Here is a 25549-nt window from a genome sequence, read left to right as displayed (position 1 = left end):
GTGCCCCGCACCATAGATGAGGTTGTCGGACGTTGCCCGTACGCTGCTTCCCATGCGCCCGGCCCGACCCGTTGTTCTACTTGTTGTTCTCGCAGTCCTCGCATCGCTCGCCGCCTGTTCCGGGTCGCACGACGCCCGTGCCTGGGCGGCCTCGGTGTGCACCACCCTCGAGCCGTGGCGCACCGAGATCGGCTCGCTCACCACGCGCACCCAGCAGCAGATGGACACCGCCACCACCCCGCGCCAGGCCAAGGAAAACCTGATGCGCCTGTTCGGCGGGGCGGCCGACGCGAGTGAGAAGGCGCGGGCCGGCGTGGTCAAGGCGGGAGTGCCCGACGTGGACGACGGCGAGCGGATCGCCGACGGTTTCACCGGTTCGCTGGCCGCCACGCGCGACGCCTATTCGAGGGCCAAAAGCGGGATCGAGGCCCTTCAGACGGCTCCCGCCCAGACGTTCTACGAGCAGGTGACCCGGGTGGTGCAGCAGCTGCAGTCCGACTATCAGGCGAGCGGGCTCGACACCAGCAAGCTCGACTCGTCCGAGCTCAAGGCCGCCTTCGACGAAGTGCCCGAGTGCCGGTGAGATGACCGAGACGGGGTGGCCGCTGATCCCGCGCGAGGTGCTCCCCGCGCCGGTTCAGGCTGCTGCCAAGCGCCCGGCTCACCCGCGGGCCGATCCGCCGCCCGAGGCCGGCCGCCAGTTGCCGTTTTTCGGCGCCGAGACCATCGAGCCGTCACCGGGAGATCTCGCGGGACTGCTCGCCGGGCCGGGGGTGCTGGGGCGCATGGGCGGGACGGCCCGCGTGACGGTTCCGGTCGATGCCGCCTGGCGAGTGCACGTGCTCGTGGCCGAGCTGGTCATCCGCGGGCTGGTGGTCAACTGGCGCCCCCTCGATGAGCAAAACGCTTCAGATGTACGTGATGTCGTGTACGCGCCGTTGGAAGAAGACGCAATTCCGGACATCGACGAAACGCACGAGCCCTCGCCCGATGAGGCGCACGAGCTTTTGCCTGACGAGGTGCACGAGCTTTTGCCTGACGAGGTGCACGAGCCCTTGCCTGACGAGGTGCACGAGCCCTCGCCCGACGAGGATCATGACACCTCCCTCTCGTCCGACAAATCGGAAATGTCGGGAAGGCTGGGCAGGGGTGGGACGGCGGACCGAGAGAGAAGCGGGGCTTTGAAGGTGTCCGCGGGCAGGCGAGCCTCCGGAAATTCGAGCGCTTCGTCGACCAGCGCTGACGAGGGGTCGGGCGGCGACGAAGGGCCGGGCGGCGACGAATTGCCGGGCGGCGACGAATTGCCGGGCGGTGACGAAGGGGCGGGCGGCGACGAAGGGTTGGGCGGCGACGAGGGGGCGGGCGGCGACGAAGGGTTGGGCGGCGACGAGGGGGCGGGCGGCGCGCACCAGGAGCCGGGCGATGGGGAGTCTCAGCCGGCCGGGCCCAGTTTCGAGGTTCGGACGGCGTACTCCCGGAGGTTGAATGGTCTTGCTCAGGCCTGGCCCCGCGCGGCGGCCGAGCTTTTTCTGAGCGGCCCGCGGCTGCGGCTCTGGGTGGCTGCCGCGGGGGAGCCTGTGCCGGGCGGTTACGCGCTGGGTCTCGACCCCGGTAAGGACGTCGCGGAGATCGATGCCGCGCTGGTCCGGGCGGGTCTTGGCGGGCGTGTGTCGGAAGATGGCCGACGCTATTTGATCATGGGCAAGAGGCGGGTCGCGCGGCTCGCTGAGCTGGTCGGGGAGCGGCCCGCGGCGGCGCCGGAAAGGCTCTGGCCCGGCGGCGCGGCTGCATGATCTTCCGGGATTGTGTGCGACACGACAGTATGTCGGCGGTGTACGGTGTCGCCGTCGGAGGCATACGGTGGCCGGACCGTTACCATCCGGCTCCGGCTTGCCCGGGGAATGTTGACTCATCCGGCGCGTTACGTTGAAAGTCTGTGTTCAGCCGGGTCCAGAGGGCCGGACGCGTGAGTACGAAGTTTGGGAGTGCCGTGCCGAGTGACACCAGGACGACCCGTCTGGTCATCGTCGAGTCTCCGTCGAAGGCCAAGACGATCGCCGGTTACCTGGGGCCCGACTATCTGGTCGAGGCCTCCATCGGCCATGTCCGCGATCTGCCCAAGAACGCCGACGAGGTGCCCGAACAGTACAAGGGTGAGTCGTGGGCACGGCTGGGCGTCGACGTCGACAACGGCTTCCACCCGCTCTACGTGATCTCGGCCGACCGCAAGCAGCAGATCGCCAAGCTCAAGAAGCTGGCGAAGGAGGTCGACGAGATCTTCCTCGCCACCGATGAGGACCGCGAGGGCGAGGCCATCGCGTGGCACCTCCTCGAGACGATCAAGCCGAAGGTCCCCGTCCACCGGATGGTCTTCCACGAGATCACCCGGCCCGCCATCCAGGCCGCCGTGGCCAACCCGCGTGCCATCGACCAGAACCTGGTCGACGCGCAGGAGGCCCGCCGCATCCTCGACCGTCTCTACGGTTACGAGGTCAGCCCGGTGCTGTGGAAAAAGGTCATGCCGAAGCTCTCGGCCGGCCGCGTCCAGTCGGTGGCGACCCGCATCGTCGTCGAGCGTGAGCGTCAGCGCATGGCGTTCCGTACGGCGGAGTACTGGGACATCAACGCCCTTCTGGCCGTACGGGGTCAGGTCGACGGCCCGCGCCAGTTCGGCGCCACGCTGATCGCGCTCAACGGCGACCGGATCGCGACCGGCAAGGACTTCGAGCCCACGACCGGCCGTCTCAAGCCCGGCGCCGCCGTGGTGCAGCTCGACGAGAGCGGCGCCCGGGGCCTCGCCGCGCGGCTCGAGGGCCGGGAGTTCACGGTCACCCGGGTCGAGGAGAAGCCGTACCGCCGCCGGCCGTACCCGCCGTTCATCACCTCGACGCTGCAGCAGGAGGCCGCCCGCAAGCTGCGGATGTCGTCGGCCCAGGCGATGCGTACGGCCCAGCGCCTGTACGAAGAGGGCTACATCACCTATATGCGTACCGACTCGGTCAACCTGTCGGAGACGGCCATCGCGGCCGCTCGCCGGCAGATCGCCGAGCTGTACGGCGAGCGCAGCGTCCCGCCGGAGCCCCGCCACTACAAGGGCAAGGTCAAGAACGCGCAGGAGGCGCACGAGGCCATCCGGCCTGCCGGGGACAGCTTCCGCACCCCGGCCGAACTGGCCGGCGAGCTCACCGGCGACATGTTCCGCCTTTACGAGCTGATCTGGCGGCGTACGGTCGCCTCGCAGATGACCGACGCGGTCGGCAACTCGATCTCCGTGCGCATCCGGGCCGTCTCCACCGCGCAGGAGGAGGCCGACTTCGGTGCGACCGGTAAGACGATCACCGAGCCGGGCTTCCTCAAGGCGTACGTGGAATCGTCCGACGACGAGAACGCGGAGGCCGAGGACGCCGAGCGCCGCCTGCCGAACCTCGTCAAGGACCAGGCGCTCGACGCCGACGAGCTGAACGCGGCCGGTCACCACACCAGCCCGCCGGCCCGTTACACCGAGGCGTCGCTGGTCAAGGCGATGGAGGAGCTGGGCATCGGCCGCCCCTCCACGTACTCGTCGATCATGCAGACCATCCAGGACCGCGGGTACGTCGAAAAGCGCGGACAGGCGCTGATCCCGACGTTCATCGCGTTCGCCGTGATCAACCTGATGGAGCAGCACTACCCACGCCTGGTCGACTACGGCTTCACCGCCGCGATGGAGAACGACCTCGACGGCATCGCGGGCGGCGACCACGCCTCGCTCGACTTCCTGACCGCGTTCTATTTCGGCAGCCAGACCGCCGGGGCCGACGACGAGATCGCCCGATCCGGTGGCCTGCGCAAGATGGTCACCGAGAACCTGAGCGCCATCGACGCGCGCCTGATCAACTCGATCCCGCTCTTCGACGACGAAGAGGGGAGGCACATTGTGGTACGGGTCGGCCGGTTCGGTCCGTACCTGCAACGTCAGATCCCCGGGGCGACCGAGGAGCAGGCGAACGACAAGGCCAACCGGGTCTCGATCCCCGAGGGCGTCGCACCCGACGAGCTGACCCCCGACAAGGTCAAGGAGCTGTTCCTCGGCGGTGGCGGCGAGCGCAGCCTCGGCGACGACCCGCAGACCGGCGAGCCCGTGCTGATCAAGTCGGGCCGGTTCGGGGCGTACGTGCAGAGCGGTGAGCGGCGCGGTTCGCTGTTCCGTTCGCAGACTCCCGAGACGCTCACCCTCGACCAGGCGCTGAAGCTGCTCAGCCTGCCCCGGGTGGTCGGCAAGGACCCCGAGGGCAACGAGATCATCGCGAAGAACGGCCGGTTCGGGCCGTACGTGCAGCGGGGCACCGACTCGCGCTCGCTCGCGTCCGAGGATCAGCTGTTCACGGTCACCCTCGACGAGGCGCTGGCGCTGCTGGCGGCCCCGAAGACCCGCGGGCGGGCCGCCGCCAAGCCGCCGCTACGCGAGATGGGCCCCGACCCGGTGACCGAGAAGCCCATGGTCATCAAGGATGGCCGGTTCGGGCCGTACGTGACCGACGGCGAGTACAACGCGTCGCTGCGCGGCGACCAGACCCCCGAGAACCTGACGATCGAGCAGGCGTCGGAGATGCTGGCCGAGAAGAGGGCGAAGGGCCCGGCGCCCAAGAAGCGCGCGGCGAAGAAGGCGCCGGCCAAGAAGGCGGCCGCGGCCGAAACTCCGGCGAAGAAGACGGCCGCCAAGAAGGCGCCCGCCAAGAAGGTCACGCCGGCCAAGAAGGCGGCCGCGAAGAAGGCGACGCCGGCCAAGAACGCGGCCCCGGCCGCCGCTGCAAAGAAGGCAGCGCCGGCCAAGGCCACGGCGAACGCGGAGTAATAACGCCTAGGCTCCGAGCACCCGGTCCAGGTAGTCGTTGGTGAACACCCGGGCCGGGTCGAGCCGGTCGCGCACGGCCACGAAGTCGTCGAACTTCGGATAGACCGGGCGCAGGTCCTCCGCCGTACGGTAGTGCAGTTTGCCCCAGTGCGGACGTCCGCCGAGCGGCTTGCAGAGCGCCTCGAACGCCTGGAAGTAGGGCTCGTAGGGCGCGCCGGTGAACTGGTGCACGGCCACGTACGCCGACTCCCGGCCGTAACCGTGGGACAGCCAGACGTCGTCGGGGCCGGTGAACCGCACCTCGACCGGGAACTGCACCTTGAACGGCAGCCCGTCGATGATCCCCGGCAGCGCGCCGAGCACCTCGGGCAGCGCCTCACGCGGGATCTCGTACTCCATCTCGGTGAAGTGCACCCGCCGCGGCGTGCAGAAAACCCGGTCGGAGCGCTCGGTGTACGTCCGGGCCGTGAGTGCCCGCGCGGCGATCGACTGCACCGTGGGGACGACAGCGGGGAATCGGCGGCCCAGCTTGCAGACGCCCTGCCACATCGTGTTGGCCAGGAACTCGTCGTCCATCCAGCCCCGGAACCCGGACAGCGGGCGGTCGTTCTCGGCCACCTTGTTGTTGCGCTTGAGCTGGGCCCGGTCGGTGTACGGGTACCAGTAGAACTCGACGTGATCGTTGGACGGGATCCACTCGTCGAGGCCGGCCAGCACGTCGACCAGGGCCATCGGCCGCTCGTCGGCCAGCAGCGTGAACGCCGGCACGCACCGCAGGGTCACCTCGACCAGGATCCCCAGCGCGCCGATCCCGAGGCGTACCGCGGGGAAGATCTCATCGTCCTTGCGCACCTCGAGCACGTCGCCGGAGGCGGTGACCAGCTTGACGCCCTCGACACAGGTCGCCAGCGTGCAGTGGCTCGCGCCCGTGCCGTGCGTACCGGTGGAGATGGCCCCGGAGATCGTCTGCGCGTCGATGTCACCCAGGTTGGGCATGGCCAGCCCGTGCTGCGCCAGCGTCTCGTTGAGTTTCCAGAGCGGCATCCCGGCCTGCACCGTCACCAGCGGGCCGTCGACCGAGACCAGATCGGTCAGCTGATGCAGGAGCATGCGCTGATCGTTGGCGACCGCGATGTCGGTGAACGAATGACCGCTGCCGACAACCTTGACCTTGCGTCCGGTTTCCGACGCCTCCTTGACGTGGCCGACGACCTCGTCAACAGTGCCAGGGGTCAGGACGTCGACGGCGAGTGACTGCTGGTTGCCGCCCCAATTGATCCAACGTCGGGCGTTCCGGGGGGTAGTCATTATGGCTTTGTCCTCCGTACGAGCGGACAGTCGCACAAAACCGGGCATGCGGAGCGCCTCGCGCGTCCCGTCGATGCGCCTCGCTCGTTGATCCGAGTAACGTTCCGATTATCACTGCTGAGAGGGAGTGGCGACGCGTGTCGACACCAACCGTCACCACTGGGCCGCTGCGACGTGTCCCGGTGCAGGGCAGAAGCGTTGCCCGGGTCCAGCGCATGCTGGACGCCTGTGCCGAGCTCGTGGACGAGGTCGGTTATGAGGGCCTGACCACCACGCTTCTGGCCGAGCGGGCCGAGGTCGCCATCGGCTCGGTCTACCAGTTCTTCCCCGACAAGCGGGCGATCGTCCAGGCGCTGGCCATGCGCAACATGGACGCTTACCTGCAGGGCCTGTCCGACCGGTTCGGCAGCGAGACGTTCGCCCACTGGTGGGACGGCGTCGACGCGGCGATCGACATCTTCATCCACATGCATCGCTCGGTGCCCGGTTTCCGCACGCTGCACTTCGGCGACGTGGTCGACCTGCGCCTGCTCGACGTCGAACGCGACAACAACGCGGTCATCGCCGAGCGCCTGGCCGAGCTGCTGGTCGACCAGTTCCAGCTGATGGACAGGGCGCGGCTGCGGTTCTCGCTGGAGATCTCGGTCGAGGCGGCGGACGCGCTGATCAAGCTGGCCTTCCGGCGCGACCAGAGCGGTGACGAGGCGGTTCTGACCGAGGCCAAGGCGTTGATCCGGGAGTACCTGCACCGCCATGTGACCAACTGAAGGGTCACCCCAGGAAGGCATGCCCCTCCCCTCGATACGTCGGGGCCGGCGTCGCTGACTCCCCGTCGACCAGCTGCAGCTCGTTGACGTGCTCGCACAGCTCGCCGGCCTTGGCGTGACGGAACCAGACCCGATCGCCGGGCCGTAGCGTGCCGGCCACCGCCCCGACCAGCGGGGTCTGCACCTCGCCGGGCCCCTCGTCGGGCTTGAATCTCAGCCCCTCGGGCAGGTAGGGCATGGGCTGCCGGGAGGTCTCGGCCGGGCCCGAGGCGATCCAGCCGCCGCCGAGCACTGTCGCTATCCGTGGCGCCGGGCGGCGCACAACGCTGAGCGCGAAGAACGCGGCCGGGGTGGGCCGCCACGCGGAGTAGGCGTCGAACAGTGTCGGACCGTACAGGCCGGAGCCCGCCGTGACCTCGGTCACCACTGGATCGGCGCCGCTCGCGGCCACACTGCCGGTGCCGCCGGCGTTCACGAACTCGAGGTCGGTGTGCTCGCGTAAGGCCGCCACCGCCTCGGCCCGCCGTCGCACGATCTCGGGGAACGAGCGCGACTGCATCAGGCGGATCGCGCGGCCGCGCAGCGCCTGCCCGGGTGGCAGGTCACCCAGGCCGGCGATCTGCGCCTCGTACGACATCATCCCGACCAGCTTGAAGCCGGGGCGCTCGGTGATCCGGCGCGCCAGCACGGACGCCTGCCCCGCCGAGTGCACGGGGGAGCGGCGCACACCGACATGCAGGGCGGCGGTGGGGCGCCACGACGAGTCGAGATCCAGGCACAGCCGTACGGGGGGACGCCCGCCCGGCGGGGTGACCTGGTCGACCAGATCGAGGTGCGACGGGTGGTCCACCATGATCGTGATGGCGTCGGCCAGCTTGGTGTCGCTGGTCAGCTCGCGCAGCGCGGTGCGATCGACGGTCGGGTACGCCACCAGCACGTCATCGGTCAGGCCGGTGCGCACCAGCCAGATCGCCTCGGGCAGCGTGTACGCCATCACCCCGTGCCAGCCGGGCCGGGCCAGAACACGTTCCAGCAGCGTACGGCAGCGCACCGACTTGCTCGCGACCCGCAGCGGCTTGCCCTGCGCCCGCGCGACCAGCTGATCCGCGTTGTCGTCGAAGGCGGCGAGGTCGACCGCGGCAACGGGCGTCTCGAGGTGGGCGGTGGCCCGGTCGAGCCGCTTCTGCAAAACCTTGCGCTCCTCGATCACGCCCGCACCGTATCGCCGTTACGAGCAATGCGAAAGGTCTTCACTTATTCGATACCCGAACGTGGGCGAACCGGCAGCTTCGAGCCGCCCGATAGAGTGCACCTGCAGTAATCACGGGAGGTACGGTCATCGACACCGAAAAGCGGGAATCCGGCCCGGTCGACCTGTCAGGCGCGGCCGCGCTGCGCTCGGTGCTTCGCATCCGGCCGTTCCGCCGCCTCTGGCTCGTTCTCGGCCTGGCCTCCTTCGGCGACTGGATCGGCCTGCTCGCCACCGGCATCTTCGCCGCTGCCCAGTTCGAGAGCAGCGTCGGCCAGGGCGCCGCGTTCGGCGGCACGATCGCCGTACGCCTGCTGCCCGCCCTGCTGCTGGGACCGATCGCGGGCGTGTTCGCCGACCGGTTCGACCGGCGCTACACGATGGTCATCACCGACCTCATCCGGTTCGTCTTCTACGGCTCGATCCCGCTCGTCCCGCTGTTCGGCGGTTCCCCGGCGGTCACCGTGGCCTGGGCGACCATCGCCACGTTCATCGGCGAGACGATCACGCTGATCTGGATCCCGGCCAAGGAAGCCGCGGTGCCCAACCTCATCCCCAAGTCCCGGATCGAGGTCTCCAACCAGCTCACCCTGGTCACCACGTACGGCATCACGCCGATCCTGGCCGCGCTGGCCCTCTCGGCCCTCACCGCGGGCATTCAGCAGTCCGGCGCGTCGCTGCCCGACTGGGCGCAACCCGTGCAGATCGCCCTCTACCTCAACGCGATCTCCCGCCTCGTCACCGCGCTGACCGTGTTCTTCGGCATCAAGGAGATCGGCGGCAAGAGCGCGGAACGGCAGGAGGCCGCCCAGCAACAGAGCATGACCCGTCAATTCCTCGACGGCTGGAAATACATCGGAACAACCCCCCTCGTACGGGGTCTGGTGCTCGGCATCTTCGGCGCGTTCGCGGCCGGCGGCGTGGTGATCGGCGCGGCAAAGACCTTCGCCACCTCGCTGGGCGCCGGTGAAGCGGCGTTCTACCTGCTCTTCGGCACCATCTTCATGGGCCTGGCGGTCGGCATCGGCCTCGGCCCCATGATCGTCCGGGAACTGTCCCGCCGGCGCTGGTTCGGCATGAGCATCGTGCTGGCCAGCGGCTCGGTGATGTTCCTGGGCGTCGCCTTCCACCTCTCGATGGCCCTGGTCGGCGCGCTGCTCGTCGGCGCCGGCGCGGGCATGGCGTTCCTGGCTGGCACCACGCTGCTCTACGGCGAGGTCGACGACGCCGTACGGGGAAGGGTGTTCGCGGTCGTCCAGATCGGCGTGCGGATGGTGCTGCTGCTGGCCATCACGCTCTCCGGTTTCCTCGTCGGCCTGGGCAGCTCGCGCCGCGTCGACCTGGGCGCCCTGCACTTCGACGTCTCCTCGACCCGCGTCCTGCTGCTGGTGGCCGGCGCGATCGGCGTCTTCGTCGGCATCGGCTCGTTCCGGCAGATGGACGACAAACGCGGCGTACCCGTGCTGGCCGACCTCTGGGGCTCGCTGCGCGGCCGTCCGCTCGCCCCCGCCGAGCAGTTCGTGCGCAGCGGCGTCTTCGTGGTCTTCGAAGGCGGCGAGGGCGCCGGCAAGTCGACCCAGGTCACCCGGCTCGCGGCGCTCCTGCAGGCCGAGGGCCGCGACGTCGTGGTGACCCGCGAGCCCGGAGCGACAGATGTCGGCGCCCGTATCCGCCGGCTGGTGCTCGACAAGAGCGAGGCGCCGTCACCCCGGGCCGAGGCCCTGCTCTACGCGGCCGACCGCGCCCACCACGTCGCCACGGTCGTCCGCCCCGCCCTGGCCCGCGGCGCAGTGGTGATCAGCGACCGCTACGTCGACTCCTCCCTGGCCTACCAGGGCGCCGGGCGCACCCTGCCGGTCGCCGAGATCTCGTGGCTCTCCTCGTGGGCCACCGGTGGCCTCAAACCCGACCTGGTCGTCCTGCTCGACGTCGACCCCGGCGTCGGACTCAACCGCGTCGACTCCCGCGGCGAAGGCACCGACCGCCTGGAAAGCGAGTCGCGAGCCTTCCACGACCGGGTCCGGTACGCCTTCCTCGACCTGGCGGCCGCCGACCCGAAGCGCTACCTGGTCCTCGACGCGGCCCGCCCGGCCGACGAGATCACGGCCACGGTCTCCGGGCGTCTCGCGGGGTTGCTGGGCGCCAACGAGCCCTCGCCCGCCCCGGCCTCCACCGAGCTGCCGCCCGGCCCCGACCTGCAGGCGCCCGACCTGACCGCGGCCGTCAACCGCCGAGTCGGCCCCGACGACCGGCGGGCCAAGCCCGCCACCCCCGACCGCTCTGCCCCCGCCCTGGGCGATGCTGCCGATCCCGTCGCCGTCGGCGACCTGCCTACGGCGCGCCTCGACGTCCCGGCCGAGTCGATTCCTGACCCGGCCGGTTGGGCCCACGATGCCGCCGAACGCACGCAGCGGATCGCCCCCGCCCAGGTCGCCGACACCGCCGACATCACGCAGACCATCCCGGCAGACATCACCCGGCCGATCAGGGACGTCGATGAGTCGTCTCGGCCCTCGGTGAACGGCACCGATACGACACAACCCGTCCCGAACCGCTCGACGGCCCACGACGCCGGCGCCACAGATCCGATCCCGGGCTCGGCAACCAGCGACGACCGCCCCGACGAAGGGCCGCCGCTCGAGGAGATGGCAGAGCTGATCGGCATCAACGACGACGACACCCCGGACGGCCCTGGCCGCTACCGCTGATCCGGTGGCCCGGCGAAAAGAAACCCCACCCCGGCCAAGGACGCGCACGCCGCCGTGCTCCTTCACAGGAACAACGTACTGCCTGAGTTGCCGTACCGTGGACGGAGGCATCTTCTCTATGAGCCGCTGCTGGAGGTGACGTAGTCGATGAGCGTGGGAGTAGTTGACCACGTCGGTCCGTGGACTGAGGACGAGTATTTTGCACTCGGCGAGACGACGGACAGGATCGAGCTCATCGATGGGAGCCTGGTGGTGAGCCCCGCGCCGAGTATGAGCCATCAGCGCCTCTCCCGCCGTCTGGCCAATGCGCTGGACGAAGGAGCCGATCCTGCCGGGCTCTTCGTCTACGAGGCGATCAACGTCCGACTGCACACCGGCCGCATTGTGATTCCCGACCTTGTTGTGGTGGACCAGGACGAAGAGGCCGTCACGGCAGATGCGTCCCGAGTGCTTCTGATCGGTGAGATCGTCTCGCCGAGCAACGCCGCCATGGACCGCGTGCTCAAAATGCAGCTCTACGCCGCCGCTGGCATCGGGTGGTACCTCCTGGTCGAACACGAGGCACCGGACTCGCTGACGCTGCGACTCAACCGCCTCGACGGCCACCACTACGTCGAGGAAGCCGTCGTGAAGACCGGTGCAAGCCTGACGTCCGATTACCCGTTCCGATTCGAACTCGACACCCGTTCCCTCGTCCGCCGCTGACAGCTCCAGCCGCCTACAGCTCGCCGCGCAGCGATGGGGGCACAATCTGTGCCTCTGCCGCTCCCGCCTCCGGTTCGGGAGATCGCGATCGCCAGTGGGTGGCCGACGTAGAGCGGTGCCAGCTTGACTGGGGTTGCTGCCCTGGACGGGCATTGAGGTTGTTCAGGAGATCTTGGGTCATTCGGACTCGCGGACGCTGCGGGGCTATGTCCACATCGCGAGCGAGCTGGTGCACGCGGCTACTCAGCGTATGGGCGGGGCGTTGTTCGTCAAGGCTCCCGAGCGGTCAGAATCACCCTGACGTACACCCTTGATCTTGAATGTGTCCCGGAAATGACGAAAGCCCTGGTCAATGACCAGGGCTTTCCCTCTGAGCCGCCTGACGGAATCGAACCGTCGACCTACGCATTACGAGTGCGTCGCTCTAGCCGACTGAGCTAAGGCGGCAACGAGAAACAAGTGTACGGCACGTTCCCGGGGCGCCACGCCGGGGTCGGGCCCTTCCGTCCGCCGGAATCGGACAGGGTTTCTGTCGGTGGGCGGGACTAAGGTTCCGGGCGTGACTGACGATCACCCTCAGGCGCCCCCGACGGGTCAGGTCGTGCCGCGCCGGCCCGGCAGTATGGAGCCGCAGGAACTCGGGTTCACGCCGCAGCGGCCGGTGGGCTGGCTGGCCCCTCTCCTGCTGCTCAGCACGGGTCTGCGTGCCTTGCTGGCGACGCTGTTCGGTGCCTATCTCGACAAGCGCGAGCTGCAGAACGCGCTCGACGGCGGCTGGTTCGACCACTCGCAGACCGAGGACGGCGAGCTCTGGCTCGACTACGTGGCCGACCTGGGCGACGGCTTCGACGCGACCTATTCGGTGGCTTACCTGCTGGCCCAGGCCGGCCTCGAGGTCGATGGCGTCTCGCTGCCCCGGGGGCGGCTGCTGCTGATGGGCGGCGATCAGGTCTACCCGCTGGCCAGCGGCGACGGCTACGAGAGCCGGATGAAGGGGCCTTATCGTGCGGCGCTTCCCGAGCCGCCGCTGAGCGGGCCTCAGCCCACGCTGTTCGCGCTGCCGGGCAACCACGACTGGTATGACGGGCTCACCGCGTTCATCCGGCTCTTCGCCCGCCGGAAGGACGGGCACATCGGTGGGTGGCGCACCGAGCAGCGGCGGTCGTACTTCGCGGTCAAGCTGCCGGCCAACTGGTGGCTGTTCGCGATCGACGAGCAGTTCGGGGCGTACATCGACGACCCCCAGCTGCAGTATTTCGAGCAGGCGGCCCGGCACGTCGGCCCGCAGGATCGCATCATCCTCATGACCCCGTCGCCGAAGTGGGTCAAATCGGTCGACAATCCCGAGGAGTACGACGCGATCGACTACTTCATCCGCAAGATCCTCGACCCTCGCGGCGCGACCACGCGGGTGCTCGTCTCCGGCGACCTGCATCATTACGCGCGCTACAGCGACACCGAGCGTGAGCTGATCACGTGCGGCGGTGGCGGCGCCTACCTGGTCGGCACGCAGCAGCTCCCCGACGAGCTGATCGTCCCGCAGCCCGACACCCTGACCCGCAACCGCAGCGTCAGCCGCCCGTACGCGTTCCGCAAGTCCTATCCGGACGCCGAGAAGTCGCGACGCCTCGGGTGGGGAGTCTTCGGCCGGGTGCCGACCCGCAATCCGGGTTTCGTCACGATGCTCGGCATCATCCACGTCCTGACCATGCTGGCGATGGCGGGTGCGGCGGCCGACAACTCCGGACTCGTCGCGCGGGTGTTCTACATCCCGCTGACGGTCATGCTGGTGCTGATCATCGCCGGGTCGGTGGCGTTCGCTCAGCCGCCCAAAGCCGACGAGGCCAAGCACGCTCGACATTGGATCGCGGGTCTGCTGCATGCGGCCGCCCACATCGGACTGGCGGCCGGCGGCACGTGGCTGTGGCTGTCACTGCCGTTCCACGACTGGACGTGGCCGGGCCCGCTCGTCGTCGCCGCGGTCGGCTACGGCCCGGTCATCGGGTTCGTCGCCACCCAGGTGACGGCGCTCTACCTGCTGATCGCGTCCTACGCCGACGTCAACGTGAACGAGTTGTTCGCCGGCCAGGGCATCGAGGACCACAAGAGCTTCCTCCGCATGCACATCGCCCGGGACGGCAGCCTGACCATCCACCCGATCGCCGTCGACAAAATCAGCCGCAAGTGGAAGCCCGACCCTGACGGCCCTGCGGACAGCCCCTGGCTGCAGCCTCGTGACCCCCTGACCCCACGGCACATCGAGCCCCCGATCCAGGTTCGCTGAAAACCCAGCCACGCAAGCCGCGGCGGGGGTGTGCGCCGGCGCTCCGGTGCGCGGTCGCCTGCTGGTTGGGTTTGGCGTGGTCGCGCACGGTGTAGCGGTCCATGCGGGGGCGCGGTTGGTTGGCCGCGCGACGGGGATGGTCAGTTGTAGTGCTCGTCGTGGGCCTGGCGGGGGCCGCACACCGAGGCGCGGCTGCAGGAGCAGCGGGAACCGTCGGCGTCCATGCGGACGACCACCGCGTCCTTGGGGACGCTGTGCGCCACCACGCGGCCGTCGCCCTCGGGGGTGGTTACGCGGCTGCCCACGGCGGGGGCGGTGGCCTGAAACTTCTGGTACAGCGGATGCTCGTATTTGAGGCAGCACATCAGGCGGCCGCAGGCGCCGGAGATCCGCAGGGGGTTGAGCGGGAGGTCCTGGTCTTTCGCCATGCGGATGGTGACCGGCTCGAAGTCCGTCAGGAAGGTCGCGCAGCACAGGTCGCGGCCGCAGGAGCCGATGCCGCCCTGGACGCGGGCAGAGTCGCGGGCGGAGAGCTGCCGGAGCTCGACCCGGCAATGCAGGGTCGCGCCGAGATCCCGTACGAGGGAACGGAAATCGACTCGATGCGGGGCCGTGAAATAGATCGTGGTGCGCGCGCTGCCGGTGCCTGTCTGGTCGAGCACGTGGTCGACCGCGACGACCTTCATGGGCAGCTCGTGCGCCTTTATCAGTTTTTTGGCGGCGACCTTGGCCTCGGCTTTGCGCTTGCGCAGCAGCTCGTCACGCCGCAGATCGTTGTCGTCGGCGAGCCCGGCGACCTTCGGGAAGCCCGATGTCTCCTCACTCACCCACTGCGCCGCCCAGACGCACTCCGCCACCTCGGGGCCGTCGTCCGTGGGCACGAGCACACGGTCGCCGACCTGGGGCGAGAACTCGCCCGGGTCGAGGTAGTAGAGGCGGCCATACCGGTTGAAGCTGACCGCGCACAGCATGCCCATGTCACCACCCTACGACGCCCCGGACGCCGTACCAAATGCCGGTTTTGGGCTACCCGTGGGGGTTGCCGCATAGATGTATCGCAACCGTGCGAATCGACCTTCGTTGGGCAGACCCGTAGACGCCGCTCCTTTGCGGCCCATCTCCGGAGGGAACTGCCACATGACGCCCGCCAGGTCGCTGGCCGCAAGTGTCGTCGCGCTCGGTTTTGCCGGCGCCATCACCGCACCGCAGCCCGCACTCGCGGCGCCCACGCCCTGCGAGCGGGCTGAGAACTTCGCCGCGCAGTCCGGCGCCGAGATCCTGCGGATCAAAAAGCTCGAAGTGAACGCGCCGGCCCCCCGCGGCCAGGAGAAGGCCGAGGACCCGGGGCAGGTGCTGAGCGGCGGCGCGGAGTCGGTCATCCCGAACCCCGAGGACAGCGACACGCCCAGCGAGGCGATCGGCATGACCGGGATGGGGGTGCTGGGGTACCTCGGGGTGGCGCCGAAGCCGAAGAACAAGACCGGTGGGGTCGACGACGAGCTGCCGCCGCCCAAGGGCGGCCCGGTGCGTGACCTGGCCGACCAGGGCGGTCAGATGGCCGGCGGGTTGACCGGGGGCGCCGGCGGCGGAGAGCCGGCTGAAGAGGGGCAGGGCGCCGACGATGCGCGGGATGACGGCGGCCGGGTAACCGACAAGCGCGCGAGAAGTGCGGCGCTCTCCGAGATCGGGGTCGGCGAGGCCCGCACGGCGATGATCGCACCCGCTCGTGTCGCGTCGGCCGCGTACGCCCGGCTGCTCGACGGCCGTTCCGGCAACCCGGCGCTTGCCAAGCCGCTGGTGCAGCAGGCGCCGCCGACCAGCAAGACCGGCGCCAAGCGCTCGACCCCGGCGTCGAAGGCCGGCCCGCTGCGCTTCGGGGACGGCCGGCTGACCACGCACGCACAGTGGGACGAGGGCATGGCGTGCGGACGCGTCGCCGGCGAGACGGGTCGTGCCGGCGCCGCCCTCACGAGCCTGAGCCTGCTCGGCAGCGGCCGTGGTGCGCTGGTCCGGGTCCCGGGCACGGTGACGAGTGCCGGCACGACGGGTGTCGAACACCACAACGATCAGGTCCGTACGGTGGCCCGGTCGACGATCACCGTGGGCCGCATCGAATTGGCGGGCGGCAAGGTCACGGTACGGGTTCTGCGTGCGCCCACGCTGGAGGCCGCCATGTCCGCCACGGCCGGCGGCAAGGTCAACTACCGTCCGGCGATCGTCGAGGTCTCGGGGGACGGGCTGCCGACCAAGCGCCTGCAGGCCGCGGGCGAGCACGTCGATTTCGCGCTGACCCCGAACCAGCGCGCGATGGAGGCGGCGCCGTTGACCGAGCTCGGCGGGCTGGGCCAGGCGGGTGCGCTGCCGGTGCCCCGTATTCCCGGGCTGCCGCCGATCGCCGGTGCGGAACCCGAGTCGGCCACCCTGCCTGCCAAGGGGATGCGGGTGCGTGTCTCGCTCGGCGACGTGCGGCACGCGGTCAAGGGCCAGGCGATCGCGGCCCGGGCCGACTCGATCAAGGTCGCGCTGTCGCAGGTGTCCGGCTCGAAGAGGCGCGGCCACGACGGGTACGGCAAGGCCGGGGTCTCGCTGAGCATGTCGCTCGGTGTCCTGGAGGCTGCCGCGATCTCACCCGGGGCTGCTGAGGTTCCCTCGGGTGGCGCAGGCGGTGGCGGTCTGCCCGTGACGGGGCCGAGGCTCGACCGGGTCGCCATGACCGGCGGTGGGCTGCTGCTGGCCGGTGTTGCTGTCGTGCTGCTGAGCCTGCGCCGCCGACGCTCCCACTCGTGATCACCGTGGGCGGTCTTCCGGTTCCGAACCGGGAGGCCGCCCATGCCTGCGGCAGACTGCGCGGCATCGGTAATCGGAGTGCGGCGAGCAGTTACCGGAACCGCGTCGGCCGGATGGAGACATGTCGATCTCCTGATGGATGAGGACGACCCGACGGTTGTCCCTACCTGCTCCACCGAGCGGCCGGAAGCCTCCCCCGTCCCGAGACATCCATCGATAAGTAGCGTTGAGTGGTTTCTACGCCTGCGGGGGGTGCAGGAGGACGCGGCGTCGCATTCGGGGTCTTTCCGGTTGTCCGAATGCGGCGCCGCGTTCATGCTGTGCCGCCTCTTTCGGGTGGCCCGGGTCAGAGCGGGATCGGGTCGGCCAGGTGTCGCGAGCCCTCCAGCAGGTCTTCGGCTTCGGCGTAGTCGTCGGCGATCGTTCGCAGGACGTGGGACGACAGGTTTGCCGCGGCCTCGGTCTCGGCCGACGTCGGCGGGAAGCTCGCGGACGCGGTCAGCGTGAACGCCTCGGCCGAGGTCAGAACCTCCGTCAGCGCGGCGGCCAGGTTGTCACGCGTGCGGGTCATCCACTGGTGCAGGGCCGCGGCCAGGTCGGCGGTCGCCTCGAAGCGCTCGTCCAGACTGTCGTCGCCGCCCGCGAGATGCGCGGCGGCGCGGCGGCGCTGATCGTCGTAGGCGTCGGCGGCCTCACCTTCCCACTCGCCGGGCGGGGGCAGCGCGGCGGCCGCCTCGACGCACACCCGGGCATCGGCTCGGAGTTCGGGCTCGGCCTCGGACATGGCAGCGGGGCGCAACCCGGCCACCGCTCGGACGGCGTCGGCGGGCATCAGGCGTACGTGTCGAAGGTGGTCCCAGACCGGGTGGCCGGGCGGCGCACCGGTCAGCTCGAGGACGTCCTCCGCCCGGCGCAGCAGGGGCGTGGCGGAATCGAGCACCTGATCGAGCCGGTCCATCACGTCTCCCGGGTGAAGCGGCGCCGGACCGCCTCGTCGGTCTCGGTGTACGCCTGCCGGGTCGTGCGCACCGAGTCGGCCAGGGTGGTCAAGCGCGCGGCTGCCGCGGCTGCCTCGTGTGTTCGGGCTTCGAGCGCCGCCGCCCAACGATCCTGGAGGGACCGGCTCACTCGCCCGGGAAGGCCCAAACCCTCGCCGGCGTCCCAGCGGGTGCCCCGGCCGGCATTCGTCACGCCCGTCTCGGTTCCGAGGGCACGGCCGTCGGGCGGAACGGCCGATACCCCGGCGCCGACCGGCGGCGCTGCGAACGCGCTGGAGGCCGCTGCGAGCCCCGGAACCTCGCGGGACAGTGCGGTCAACGAGTCGGCGGCCTGGTCGAGGCTCTCGGCCAACGTGTCCATCTCAGGCCTCCCCCAGCGAGCGGAGCTTGCCGAAGATCTCGTCGTGCAGCTTGTCGCGGGCCCAGCGGGCGGCCTCGGCGGCGTTGGCCACCGTGGCCTGCAGTTCCCGCGAGAACTCGGCAGCCTGGCGATGCTGCAGGCCGCCGTGTATCTGGATGTCCGTTATCTGGCCGGATGCGGTCACTGTGACCTCGATCGAGTCGTCGGGCGAGTGGACCGAGACCTTGTGTGACTCGACCGCTCGTTCGTAGTCGCCGCGCAGCTGCTCAACGCGTCGGTGCCTGTCGATGGCTTCGCTGATCCACGCCTCGTCGATCTCACGCGCCATACCGAGGCTCCTAACCGTGTGTCAACTCTTCGTCGCTCACCGGGATCAGAACGTACCCGGAAGGGTGACGCCTTCGCTACGCCAGGTTTTCCACTGTGGATAACTGCCGGTCCGGTGGACAACGGATGCGGTTTTGTCGGTGGCGGGCAATACCATCGGTGCCGTGAGTGACGTCTTCGCCGATCTGGTGGGCCAGGACGAGCCCGTCGCCACGCTGCGACAGGCGGCGGCGGCCGCGGCTCGAGTCGTCACCGGCGAGCAGGTTGCCGCCGGCGCGATGACCCACGCCTGGATCTTCACGGGTCCGCCGGGCAGCGGGCGGTCGGTGGCCGCGCGGGCCTTCGCGGCGGCGCTCGAGTGCGAACGGGGCGGTGTCGGGTGCGGCGAGTGCCACGGCTGCCACACCACCCTCGGCAGGACCCACGCCGACGTACGTTTCGTGGTGCCCGAGGGCCTGTCGATCGGCGTCAACGAGATGCGTGCGCTCGTGCTGCGGGCGGCCAGCGCGCCCTCGGGCGGCCGGTGGCAGGTCGTGGTGATCGAGGACGCCGACCGCCTCACCGAACAGGCGGGAAACGCGCTGCTCAAGGCGATCGAGGAGCCGCCGCCGCGCACGGTGTTCCTGCTGTGCACGCCGTCCACCCATCCCGACGACATCTCGGTGACGATCCGTTCGCGCTGCCGGGTGGTGGCGCTGCGCCAGCCGCCGGCCGACGCGGTGGCCGAGGTTCTCGTGCGCCGTGACCACATCGCGGCCGACGTCGCGGCGTGGGCGGCGGCCGCTGCTCAGGGTCACGTTGGGCGGGCGAAACGCCTGGCCAACGACACCGAGGCCCGCGGGCGGCGCGATGCCGTGCTCTCGGTACCGCGCCGGCTGACCGGGGTCGGCGCCTGCTTCGAGGCGGCCGGCGCGCTGATCAAGGCGGCCGAGGCCGAGGCGGCCGAACAATTGGTCGAGACCGACGCGTCCGAGCGCGCCGCCCTCGAGCAGGCGCTTGGCGCGGGCGGCACAGGCCGGGGCGCAGCCGGCGCGATGCGTGGCGCGGCCGGCCAACTGAAAGATCTCGAACGCCGGCAGAAATCGCGGGCCACCCGTTCGAAACGCGACGCGCTCGACCGCGCGCTGGTCGACCTGGCGGGTTTCTACCGCGACGTCCTGGTCACCAATCTGCGCGCCCCAGTCGGCGTCGTGCACACCGACATCGCGGCGCAGTCCGAGGCCGCGGCGGGCAAGTGGTCCGCCGAGAGCACTTTGCGCCGCCTGGAAGCCGTGCTTGCCTGCCGCCAGGCGATCGACGAGAACGTCAAACCCGAGATCGCCGTGGAAGCCATGATGCTGAACCTCTGGCGCGGCTGAAGCCCTGACCGGGCGACGTCAGCGGGGCGGATGTCCCATCGTGGCCGCCACCCTTGCGCGGCCGGCGGGCGGACTCGTAGCGACCCAAGTTGCGGCCGACCCACGCGCCCCCGTGGTGACGAACGGACGTGCCAAAGCCCAGGCCCGTAGGACCTGGGCTTTCGGCGTGGGAGGGGTCAGGCCTTGCCGAGGGTGGTTACCAGCTCGGCGCAGAAGGCGGGCAGGTCGTCGGGCTTGCGGCTGGTGATGAGGTTGCCGTCGGTGTGGACCTGTTCGTCGACCCAGGTGGCGCCGGCGTTGGTCAGGTCCGTGCGGAGGCTGGGCCAGCTGGTCAGGGTGCGACCGGCGACCGCTCCGGCCTCGATGAGGGTCCAGGGGGCGTGACAGATGGCGGCCACGGTCTTGCCGGAGGCCAGGAACTCCCGCACAAAGGCGACCGCGTCGGGATTCGTACGGAGGAAATCGGGGTTGGCGACGCCGCCGGGGAGGACGAGGGCGTCGTAGTCGGACACGCTCGCGTCCTTGACGGGCTTTTCGACCTGGTGCTTCCCGGCCGGGTCCATGTGGTTGACGGCCTGGATCTCGTCGTCGTTGATCGAGACGAGTTCGGCTGTGCCGCCCGCCGACTCGACCGCCTTGCGCGGCTCGGTGTATTCGACCTCTTCCACGCCGTCGGCGGCCAGGAAGGCGACGCGCTTGCCGTCTATCGAGGTGGTCATGTGAGGCGCCCTCTCTGCTGGGGATCGGAGCGCCGGAGCGCCCTGTGGAACCGGAGCGCCGGGGCGCCCTGGCGAAGCGGGCGCCGGAACGCCCTAGTAGCCGCGATTCCCGACAGCGGCGCGGGCAAACGCCGGGGTGCGTCCGTTGGCCAGTTCGCCCGAGAACCACGCGCCGAATCCGCTGATCGCGAGGGCCAGCAGTTCGAGGAGGAAGAGGCCGACGCCGGCCTGCCGGTCGGGGTCGCCGACGCGGACCATGAGGATCACGGCGAACAGGAAGAGCACACCCATGTTGAGCAGGACGCGGAGGACGCCGATGCGCCTCGCGTCGGGGCGGCGGACGAACGCCAGGTCGACCGCGCCGGCGATGGTGGCGGCCACGCCGGCCACCAGCCCGGCGACGATGTTCCAGTAGGCCAGGGATCCGACAATGGCTGGTGCGCCGAGAAGATTGGCCACGTCGAAAATGACGGCTATCGCGAACAGGCCCAGGGGGAACATCACCAGGATCGGCTGCACCGCCTGACCCGCGATCACAAGTCGGCTCTCCATGCGGGTTATCGCCCTTCTACCTGCGGATTCACAAGTTCGAGGTTGGCATCCGACGGTGGGCTACCCGGTCGGTTCTTCGATGAAACGCCGCAAGGCGGTCAAGTGGCGCACGATACTCATAGCTCACTCAGCTTAGACGCAGTCTGCAACATGGCAGTTTGACGCGTAGCGGAGAGCCTGGAGGCATGCTGTACTACAAGTAGAGCAGCAAGGGCGGAGTTCCGAGGGGAGACGGTAAGCAACGGCACCCGGCGGCAACCGGGTGCCGTCTTTGTCTCTACGGGGAACGCCGTCATCGTGGCGCTGCTCCGTGCTCCCCACAAGAGGCCAGCAGCTGGAGTACACCCGTTCGTGCGCGATGTGCCGGTTCCCAAACTCGCCGAGCGCCGACGGCAGGGCCGGAACAAGGTGCTTGTGCTCAATCTGCTACATAGCAGTTTGGTAGATGGCGGACTGCGGACAGGCGTGCTGTACTGACGGTCAGTAACAGGGCAGGTTCGGGAGGTCCAGCGCGGCAACACCTGGCAGCAGCCGGGCGCCGTTACGGACCGGGCGACCTCTTTCCCGCAACCAGCCGAGGGGGAGGAGCGCGTCATGAGCAAACGCATCTACTACCGCGGCCCGGGCGCCGTGGTGACTGACGAACTGTTCATCCTGCGTGGGACGCCGTTGAAGAGCTACGCCGTCCGTGATCTACGCAATGTCGGAGTGATGCGGTCGAGTTCCGCACCCGCTTCTCCGACGGCTGTTCTGATGGTGGCCGCCGGCACGGTCGCCGCAGTCGGGGCCGGGTGGACTCTGCTGGAGCCACCCACCGCGTACGCGATCGGGTTGCTCGCCGTGTTGGTCCCGCTGATCTGCGCTGTTCCCTCGATGCTGCGACGCGGCGGTCGTGGCTGGGAGCTCCACGCGATCTATCGGGGATCCGACGTTGTGCTGTACGCAAGCTTCGAAGAGCGTGAGTTCAACCAGGTCAAGCGGGCTCTCCGGCGCGCCATCGAGAACGCGCGGCCACCCGAAAGAGGTCTCGACCTGGCCGTTGCTTGATCTTCAACAATCACCTGACCCCCCGGTCGGTCGTCTGGTAGGACGTAATAGGATGTGCCGCGATCTCGCGGACTGCCAACTGGCAATCCGCGAGGTAGCAGCTTCTTCCGCCGAGTGACACCTACTTCAACGATGAAGGACCGATGGCCGAAGGCGATTCGCCTACGATCGCGCGCCTCCGTGTACGCATCGCCATTCGCGAGGCGCGCGAGGCGGCGGGTCTGACGCAGGCCCAGGTCGCCGAGGCCATGGAGTGGTCACACAGCAAAGTGATCAGGATCGAGAACGGTGACAACACCATTTCGATCAATGATCTTCGAAGTTTGCTGCCGTTTCTCGGCGTGCAGGACAAAGAAGTGATCGGCTCACTTCTGGCCGATGCCCGGGTCGCGCGCATGCGGGTTCGACGGCGTGCGGTCTGGTGGGACGAGCCGCGTTTTCGGGAAAACCTCACGGAACCTCTGCGCCGATTCGTGGAATACGAGGCCGAGGCATCCGAGATCCGCTACTTCACCGTTTTCTACATTCCCGGGCTGCTCCAGAACCCGGACTACAGTCACGCGCTCACCGGCTCGTTGCAGGACCAGCTCTCTCCCGAGAAGATCGCGGCCGTGGTCGAGGCTCGCAAGGCCCGTCACGATGCCCTGGCCGACCGGCTCGGATCGATGAGGATTTTCCTGCTGGCCGACGAGTCGGTGTTCCGGCGCCCCATCGGCGGTTCCCAGGTCTTCGCGAATCAGCTCCGCCGCCTCGTGGACCTGTCCGATGCGGGGCCGCTGGCCGTCCGCATGCTCCCCTTCGCGTTCGACATGGCGATTCCGAACAATGGCAGCTTCGACCTCATGACGGTCGGCGCCGGACGGGATCAGCGGGAAATCATGTACCGCGAGAACGGCGTGCACGACGAGGTCGTCGAGAGCCGCGACGAGACGGCGCGGCATCGCAATCGCTTCGAACAGCTCTGGCAAGCTGCCCTCGATGAAAATGACACGATCGAATTCATCAAGGGCCGAATCGCGAATCTGGAAATCAACCCTTCCGGATAGCCGGACTGGCAAGACCTTCTCACCGTTACACATCTTTTACAGGAGCGTAGCCCGCAATGATGGAAAATGATTCGCCGAAGTGGCACCGTAGCAGCCGGTGCAGCGGCGGCACCTGTGTCGAGGTAGCCATGGTCGACGGCAGCTACCTGGTCCGGGACGGCAAGAACCCGCAGCTGCCCGCGCACACGTTCTCCAAGGACGAGTGGCTCGCGTTTGTCGCCGGGGTCAAGAACGGCGAGTTCGTGTTCTGAGTTCGACCAGTAGCACCCGCCCCGCATGCGCACGTGCGGGGCGGCCTCAAGGAAGCGTCGAGCCGGGTTCGTCGCGCCCGTGCTCCGCAAAACAGACCTATGGCTTGCAGTCCGGGCATTTTTATCCGTCATTCCGGTGCATTTTTCGTGTTTCGGGCCGAGATGGCTCATTCACTCCTCCTGTGATTCGAAACCCTCACCTAGCGTGGAATCGGGAACCGACACGGGAGGCGCAAGATGATCAACCGACGGGAAGTGCGATGGCGAAAAGCCGACTGCGCAAGCGGTAACTGCGTCGAAGTGGCCAGGCTGGGGGATCGGTACCTGGTTCGCGACTCGAAGGCGCCGGACGGCGCGGTCCTCTCCTTCTCCCAGGCGGAGTGGGAGGCCTTCGTCGAGGGTGTCAAGGCGGGGACCTTCTCCTTCGGATAAGGAGAAGCCTGCGGAAGCGCTGGTGAGCCGTCGGCCGAGGGCGGCATACTGCGCTGGTGAGGGCTGACCCGCACGCCGCTCGCTTTGCCGTCCTGCATGACGCGGCCGAGGCGCTGCTGGACGAGCTGGCGGAGCGTTACGTGGTCGACCGCCGGGAGAGCAAGGAGCTCCTGGGGCCGGCCGACGCCCTGGTGCGCATGGAAAGGCTCATGCCGCGCACGCCGGCGGCCGCGCCGCTCGCCATCGCGTTCACCGAGACGCCGGGCCTCGAGATGCGCCTCGGGCGCTGGTGGGTCGAAACCCTGCCGATGTGTGCCTGCGAGGTCTGTGACGAAGACCCGGCACAGCTCGTCGACGTGCTCCGGACACAGGCGTCCGCCCTGGTCGAGGGCGGTCTGTGGGAGCGCGTACGGCGGGGTGTCGGTGGCTCGTGGTTCGAGAGCCGGCTCATCGGCGTGGGCGTCAACGCTCACCGCGAGGGGCCGTTGACCAGGTGGGATGCGCGTGAGGCGCGGCGCAGCGGGTTCGCCGCCGCCGTGCAGTGGGCGCCGTGGCCGCACCGGCCGGTGAAGGACTGAGCGCGGAAGTGGGCGTCGTGGCCGCACCGGCCGGTGAAGGACTGAGTGCGGAAGTGGGCGTCGCGCCGGCCGGTGAGGACTAAGCGCGGAAGAGGGCGAGCAGGGCGCGTACGCCCGGGCGTTTGATCACGCGGGCCATCGACAGGTCGCCGCGGCAGAACCTTTCGAATGCGCGCCAGCCCAGCGGCGTCGCCATCGCAGCGTGCACGACGCCGGGCAGACGGGAGAAGCCGCCCAGCAGCCGCCTCCCCGCTGCCATCTCGGGCGCCAATTCGGCGGCCACGCGACGCTCGTACGAGGGAAGGTCTTGAAAAGAGGCGCCGGCCCAGTCGCCTGATCGCAGGGCGTAACTGATGCCCTCACGCGTCCACGGCTCGAGCAGGCCGGCGGCGTCGCCGGTCACCACCACCCGGCCCCGGCGCAGCGGCGAGTCGGACCGCCGGCAGCGCGTCAGGTGCCCGGAGTCGCGCACGACCCTGCGATCGTCGAGGCCGAGCCGCCGTACGAAGTCGGTCAGGTATTGCTTGGTCTCGGCGCCGTGCCCCTTCGCCATGATCACGCCGACTGTGAGCTCGTCGTCCTTGGGGAAGACCCACCCGTACGAGCCGGGGAAAGAGCCCCAGTCGAGCAGGACCCGTCCGCGCCACTCGTCGCGGTCGGCCTCGGTTGCGGCCAGCTCGACCTCGAGTCCCAGGTCCTGCTGTTCGAAGGTCACACCCACGTATCGCGAGGTGATTCCGGCCGAGCCGTCGGCGCCGATCACCACGCCGGCCGTGATCTGTTCGCCGCCGGCCAGCGTCACGGTCGCGTACGTGTCGGTCTGGTCGATTCCGCGAACTTGCGCGTTCTGCCGTACGGTGGCACCCGCTTCGACAGCCGCCACACACCAGGCGTGATCGAAGTCGTCGCGCCGGACCAGCGTCAGGAACGGCCGGCCGGAGGCGTGGCGGGTGAAGGAGCGCCCCCCGTCTCGCGTGAACGTGAGCGACGTGATGCGGTCGCGTGCGGGAACGGCGATGTGTGCCGAGGCGTACGCCAGGGAAGTTCCGATGAGGCCGCCGCCGCAGGTCTTGTAGCGCGGGTGCTCGGCGCGTTCCAGAACGATGGTGCGCGCTCCTGCCGCTGCCGCTGCCCGCGCGGCCGACAACCCGGCCGGTCCGCCGCCGACAACCGCAACATCCCATGCCGGCTCTGCCATCACGAGCGGATTGTAGTCAGACGCCTATGTACGCTCGTAC

General features: G+C 69.2%; 23 protein-coding genes and 1 tRNA gene. 14 read left to right on the top strand and 10 right to left on the bottom strand.

What is annotated here, in order from left to right; all coding sequences use genetic code 11:
• The first annotated feature begins 52 nt into the window (after nucleotides 1-52).
• From C8E87_RS14190 to topA, 3 genes are all read left to right on the top strand, one after another.
• Nucleotides 53-583, top strand: a complete 531-nt coding sequence (locus C8E87_RS14190) for a hypothetical protein (RefSeq protein WP_133873536.1) — start codon at nucleotides 53-55, stop codon at nucleotides 581-583.
• A 1-nt stretch (nucleotide 584) separates the two neighbouring features.
• Entirely contained in the window at nucleotides 585-1793 is a 1209-nt protein-coding gene (locus tag C8E87_RS46925; RefSeq protein WP_438866057.1) for a hypothetical protein, read from the top strand.
• Between the two features lie 197 nt (nucleotides 1794-1990).
• Nucleotides 1991-4834, top strand: a complete 2844-nt coding sequence (gene topA / locus C8E87_RS14175; RefSeq protein ID WP_133873535.1) for a type I DNA topoisomerase — start codon at nucleotides 1991-1993, stop codon at nucleotides 4832-4834.
• 6 nt (nucleotides 4835-4840) lie between these two features.
• Here topA and C8E87_RS14170 read toward each other — a convergent pair whose 3' ends face one another.
• Entirely contained in the window at nucleotides 4841-6142 is a 1302-nt protein-coding gene (locus C8E87_RS14170; RefSeq protein WP_133873534.1) for a D-arabinono-1,4-lactone oxidase, read from the bottom strand.
• 137 nt (nucleotides 6143-6279) lie between these two features.
• Between C8E87_RS14170 and C8E87_RS14165 the strand changes: the two genes are divergently transcribed.
• On the top strand, nucleotides 6280-6909 hold the full coding sequence (locus C8E87_RS14165; protein ID WP_133873533.1) for a TetR/AcrR family transcriptional regulator: 630 nt from the start codon (nucleotides 6280-6282) through the stop codon (nucleotides 6907-6909).
• Between the two features lie 4 nt (nucleotides 6910-6913).
• Here C8E87_RS14165 and C8E87_RS14160 read toward each other — a convergent pair whose 3' ends face one another.
• Nucleotides 6914-8119, bottom strand: a complete 1206-nt coding sequence (locus tag C8E87_RS14160) for an amino acid deaminase/aldolase (RefSeq protein ID WP_133873532.1) — start codon at nucleotides 8117-8119, stop codon at nucleotides 6914-6916.
• 191 nt (nucleotides 8120-8310) lie between these two features.
• Here C8E87_RS14160 and tmk point away from each other — a divergent pair, with 191 nt between their 5' ends.
• Nucleotides 8311-10866: a dTMP kinase gene (gene tmk, locus C8E87_RS14155; RefSeq protein ID WP_239080371.1), complete on the top strand. Its 2556-nt coding sequence runs from the start codon at nucleotides 8311-8313 to the stop codon at nucleotides 10864-10866.
• Nucleotides 10867-11013: 147 nt separating this feature from the next.
• On the top strand, nucleotides 11014-11571 hold the full coding sequence (locus C8E87_RS14150; protein ID WP_133873531.1) for a Uma2 family endonuclease: 558 nt from the start codon (nucleotides 11014-11016) through the stop codon (nucleotides 11569-11571).
• 373 nt (nucleotides 11572-11944) lie between these two features.
• On the opposite strand, the gene C8E87_RS14145 is transcribed toward C8E87_RS14150, so the two are convergent.
• Nucleotides 11945-12018 (bottom strand) — tRNA-Thr (locus tag C8E87_RS14145).
• A 175-nt stretch (nucleotides 12019-12193) separates the two neighbouring features.
• Here C8E87_RS14145 and C8E87_RS14140 point away from each other — a divergent pair.
• Nucleotides 12194-13855 carry a metallophosphoesterase gene (locus C8E87_RS14140; protein WP_239080382.1) on the top strand — a complete coding sequence of 554 codons (1662 nt, stop codon included), beginning with the start codon at nucleotides 12194-12196 and terminating at the stop codon, nucleotides 13853-13855.
• A 140-nt stretch (nucleotides 13856-13995) separates the two neighbouring features.
• Here C8E87_RS14140 and C8E87_RS14135 read toward each other — a convergent pair whose 3' ends face one another.
• Nucleotides 13996-14832 carry a PSP1 domain-containing protein gene (locus C8E87_RS14135; RefSeq protein ID WP_133873529.1) on the bottom strand — a complete coding sequence of 279 codons (837 nt, stop codon included), beginning with the start codon at nucleotides 14830-14832 and terminating at the stop codon, nucleotides 13996-13998.
• 160 nt (nucleotides 14833-14992) lie between these two features.
• On the opposite strand from C8E87_RS14135, the gene C8E87_RS14130 reads away from it, so the two are divergent.
• Nucleotides 14993-16642, top strand: a complete 1650-nt coding sequence (locus C8E87_RS14130; RefSeq protein ID WP_133873528.1) for a hypothetical protein — start codon at nucleotides 14993-14995, stop codon at nucleotides 16640-16642.
• Between the two features lie 346 nt (nucleotides 16643-16988).
• On the opposite strand, the gene C8E87_RS14125 is transcribed toward C8E87_RS14130, so the two are convergent.
• The 3 genes from C8E87_RS14125 to C8E87_RS14115 are packed head-to-tail and all read right to left on the bottom strand — an operon-like array spanning nucleotide 16989 to nucleotide 18329.
• The gene (locus tag C8E87_RS14125; protein WP_133873527.1) at nucleotides 16989-17600 is read right to left on the bottom strand and encodes a hypothetical protein; all 612 of its coding nucleotides are present in this window, start codon (nucleotides 17598-17600) and stop codon (nucleotides 16989-16991) included.
• Entirely contained in the window at nucleotides 17600-18001 is a 402-nt protein-coding gene (locus C8E87_RS14120; RefSeq protein ID WP_133873526.1) for a type VII secretion target, read from the bottom strand. The genes C8E87_RS14125 and C8E87_RS14120 overlap by 1 nt, the downstream gene beginning before the upstream one ends.
• Before the next feature lies 1 nt (nucleotide 18002).
• On the bottom strand, nucleotides 18003-18329 hold the full coding sequence (locus C8E87_RS14115) for a YbaB/EbfC family nucleoid-associated protein (RefSeq protein ID WP_133873525.1): 327 nt from the start codon (nucleotides 18327-18329) through the stop codon (nucleotides 18003-18005).
• 163 nt (nucleotides 18330-18492) lie between these two features.
• Here C8E87_RS14115 and C8E87_RS14110 point away from each other — a divergent pair, with 163 nt between their 5' ends.
• On the top strand, nucleotides 18493-19686 hold the full coding sequence (locus tag C8E87_RS14110; protein ID WP_133873524.1) for a DNA polymerase III subunit delta': 1194 nt from the start codon (nucleotides 18493-18495) through the stop codon (nucleotides 19684-19686).
• Between the two features lie 176 nt (nucleotides 19687-19862).
• Here C8E87_RS14110 and C8E87_RS14105 read toward each other — a convergent pair whose 3' ends face one another.
• On the bottom strand, nucleotides 19863-20405 hold the full coding sequence (locus tag C8E87_RS14105; RefSeq protein WP_133873523.1) for a type 1 glutamine amidotransferase domain-containing protein: 543 nt from the start codon (nucleotides 20403-20405) through the stop codon (nucleotides 19863-19865).
• Nucleotides 20406-20498: 93 nt separating this feature from the next.
• Nucleotides 20499-20957 (bottom strand): DUF2231 domain-containing protein, encoded by a 459-nt coding sequence (locus C8E87_RS14100; RefSeq protein ID WP_133873522.1) that lies wholly within the window; start codon nucleotides 20955-20957, stop codon nucleotides 20499-20501.
• A 594-nt stretch (nucleotides 20958-21551) separates the two neighbouring features.
• Between C8E87_RS14100 and C8E87_RS14095 the strand changes: the two genes are divergently transcribed.
• From C8E87_RS14095 to C8E87_RS14075, 5 genes are all read left to right on the top strand, one after another.
• Nucleotides 21552-22004 (top strand): DUF6232 family protein, encoded by a 453-nt coding sequence (locus C8E87_RS14095; protein ID WP_133873521.1) that lies wholly within the window; start codon nucleotides 21552-21554, stop codon nucleotides 22002-22004.
• Between the two features lie 143 nt (nucleotides 22005-22147).
• Nucleotides 22148-23050: a helix-turn-helix domain-containing protein gene (locus C8E87_RS14090; protein ID WP_133873520.1), complete on the top strand. Its 903-nt coding sequence runs from the start codon at nucleotides 22148-22150 to the stop codon at nucleotides 23048-23050.
• 56 nt (nucleotides 23051-23106) lie between these two features.
• A complete protein-coding gene (locus tag C8E87_RS14085) occupies nucleotides 23107-23301 on the top strand; it encodes a DUF397 domain-containing protein (RefSeq protein ID WP_133873519.1) in 195 nt (64 codons plus the stop codon).
• A 237-nt stretch (nucleotides 23302-23538) separates the two neighbouring features.
• A complete protein-coding gene (locus C8E87_RS14080; RefSeq protein ID WP_133873518.1) occupies nucleotides 23539-23733 on the top strand; it encodes a DUF397 domain-containing protein in 195 nt (64 codons plus the stop codon).
• A 56-nt stretch (nucleotides 23734-23789) separates the two neighbouring features.
• Nucleotides 23790-24311, top strand: a complete 522-nt coding sequence (locus C8E87_RS14075; protein ID WP_133873517.1) for a DUF6226 family protein — start codon at nucleotides 23790-23792, stop codon at nucleotides 24309-24311.
• A 79-nt stretch (nucleotides 24312-24390) separates the two neighbouring features.
• Here C8E87_RS14075 and C8E87_RS14070 read toward each other — a convergent pair whose 3' ends face one another.
• Complete coding sequence (locus C8E87_RS14070) at nucleotides 24391-25509, bottom strand: geranylgeranyl reductase family protein (RefSeq protein WP_133876818.1); 1119 nt, start codon at nucleotides 25507-25509, stop codon at nucleotides 24391-24393.
• Between the last annotated feature and the right edge of the window lie 40 nt (nucleotides 25510-25549).

Source organism: Paractinoplanes brasiliensis, assembly GCF_004362215.1.
Lineage (GTDB): Bacteria > Actinomycetota > Actinomycetes > Mycobacteriales > Micromonosporaceae > Actinoplanes > Actinoplanes brasiliensis.
The sequence above is the reverse complement of the archived record's forward strand: the minus strand, read 5'-3'. Positions and strand labels throughout refer to the sequence as shown.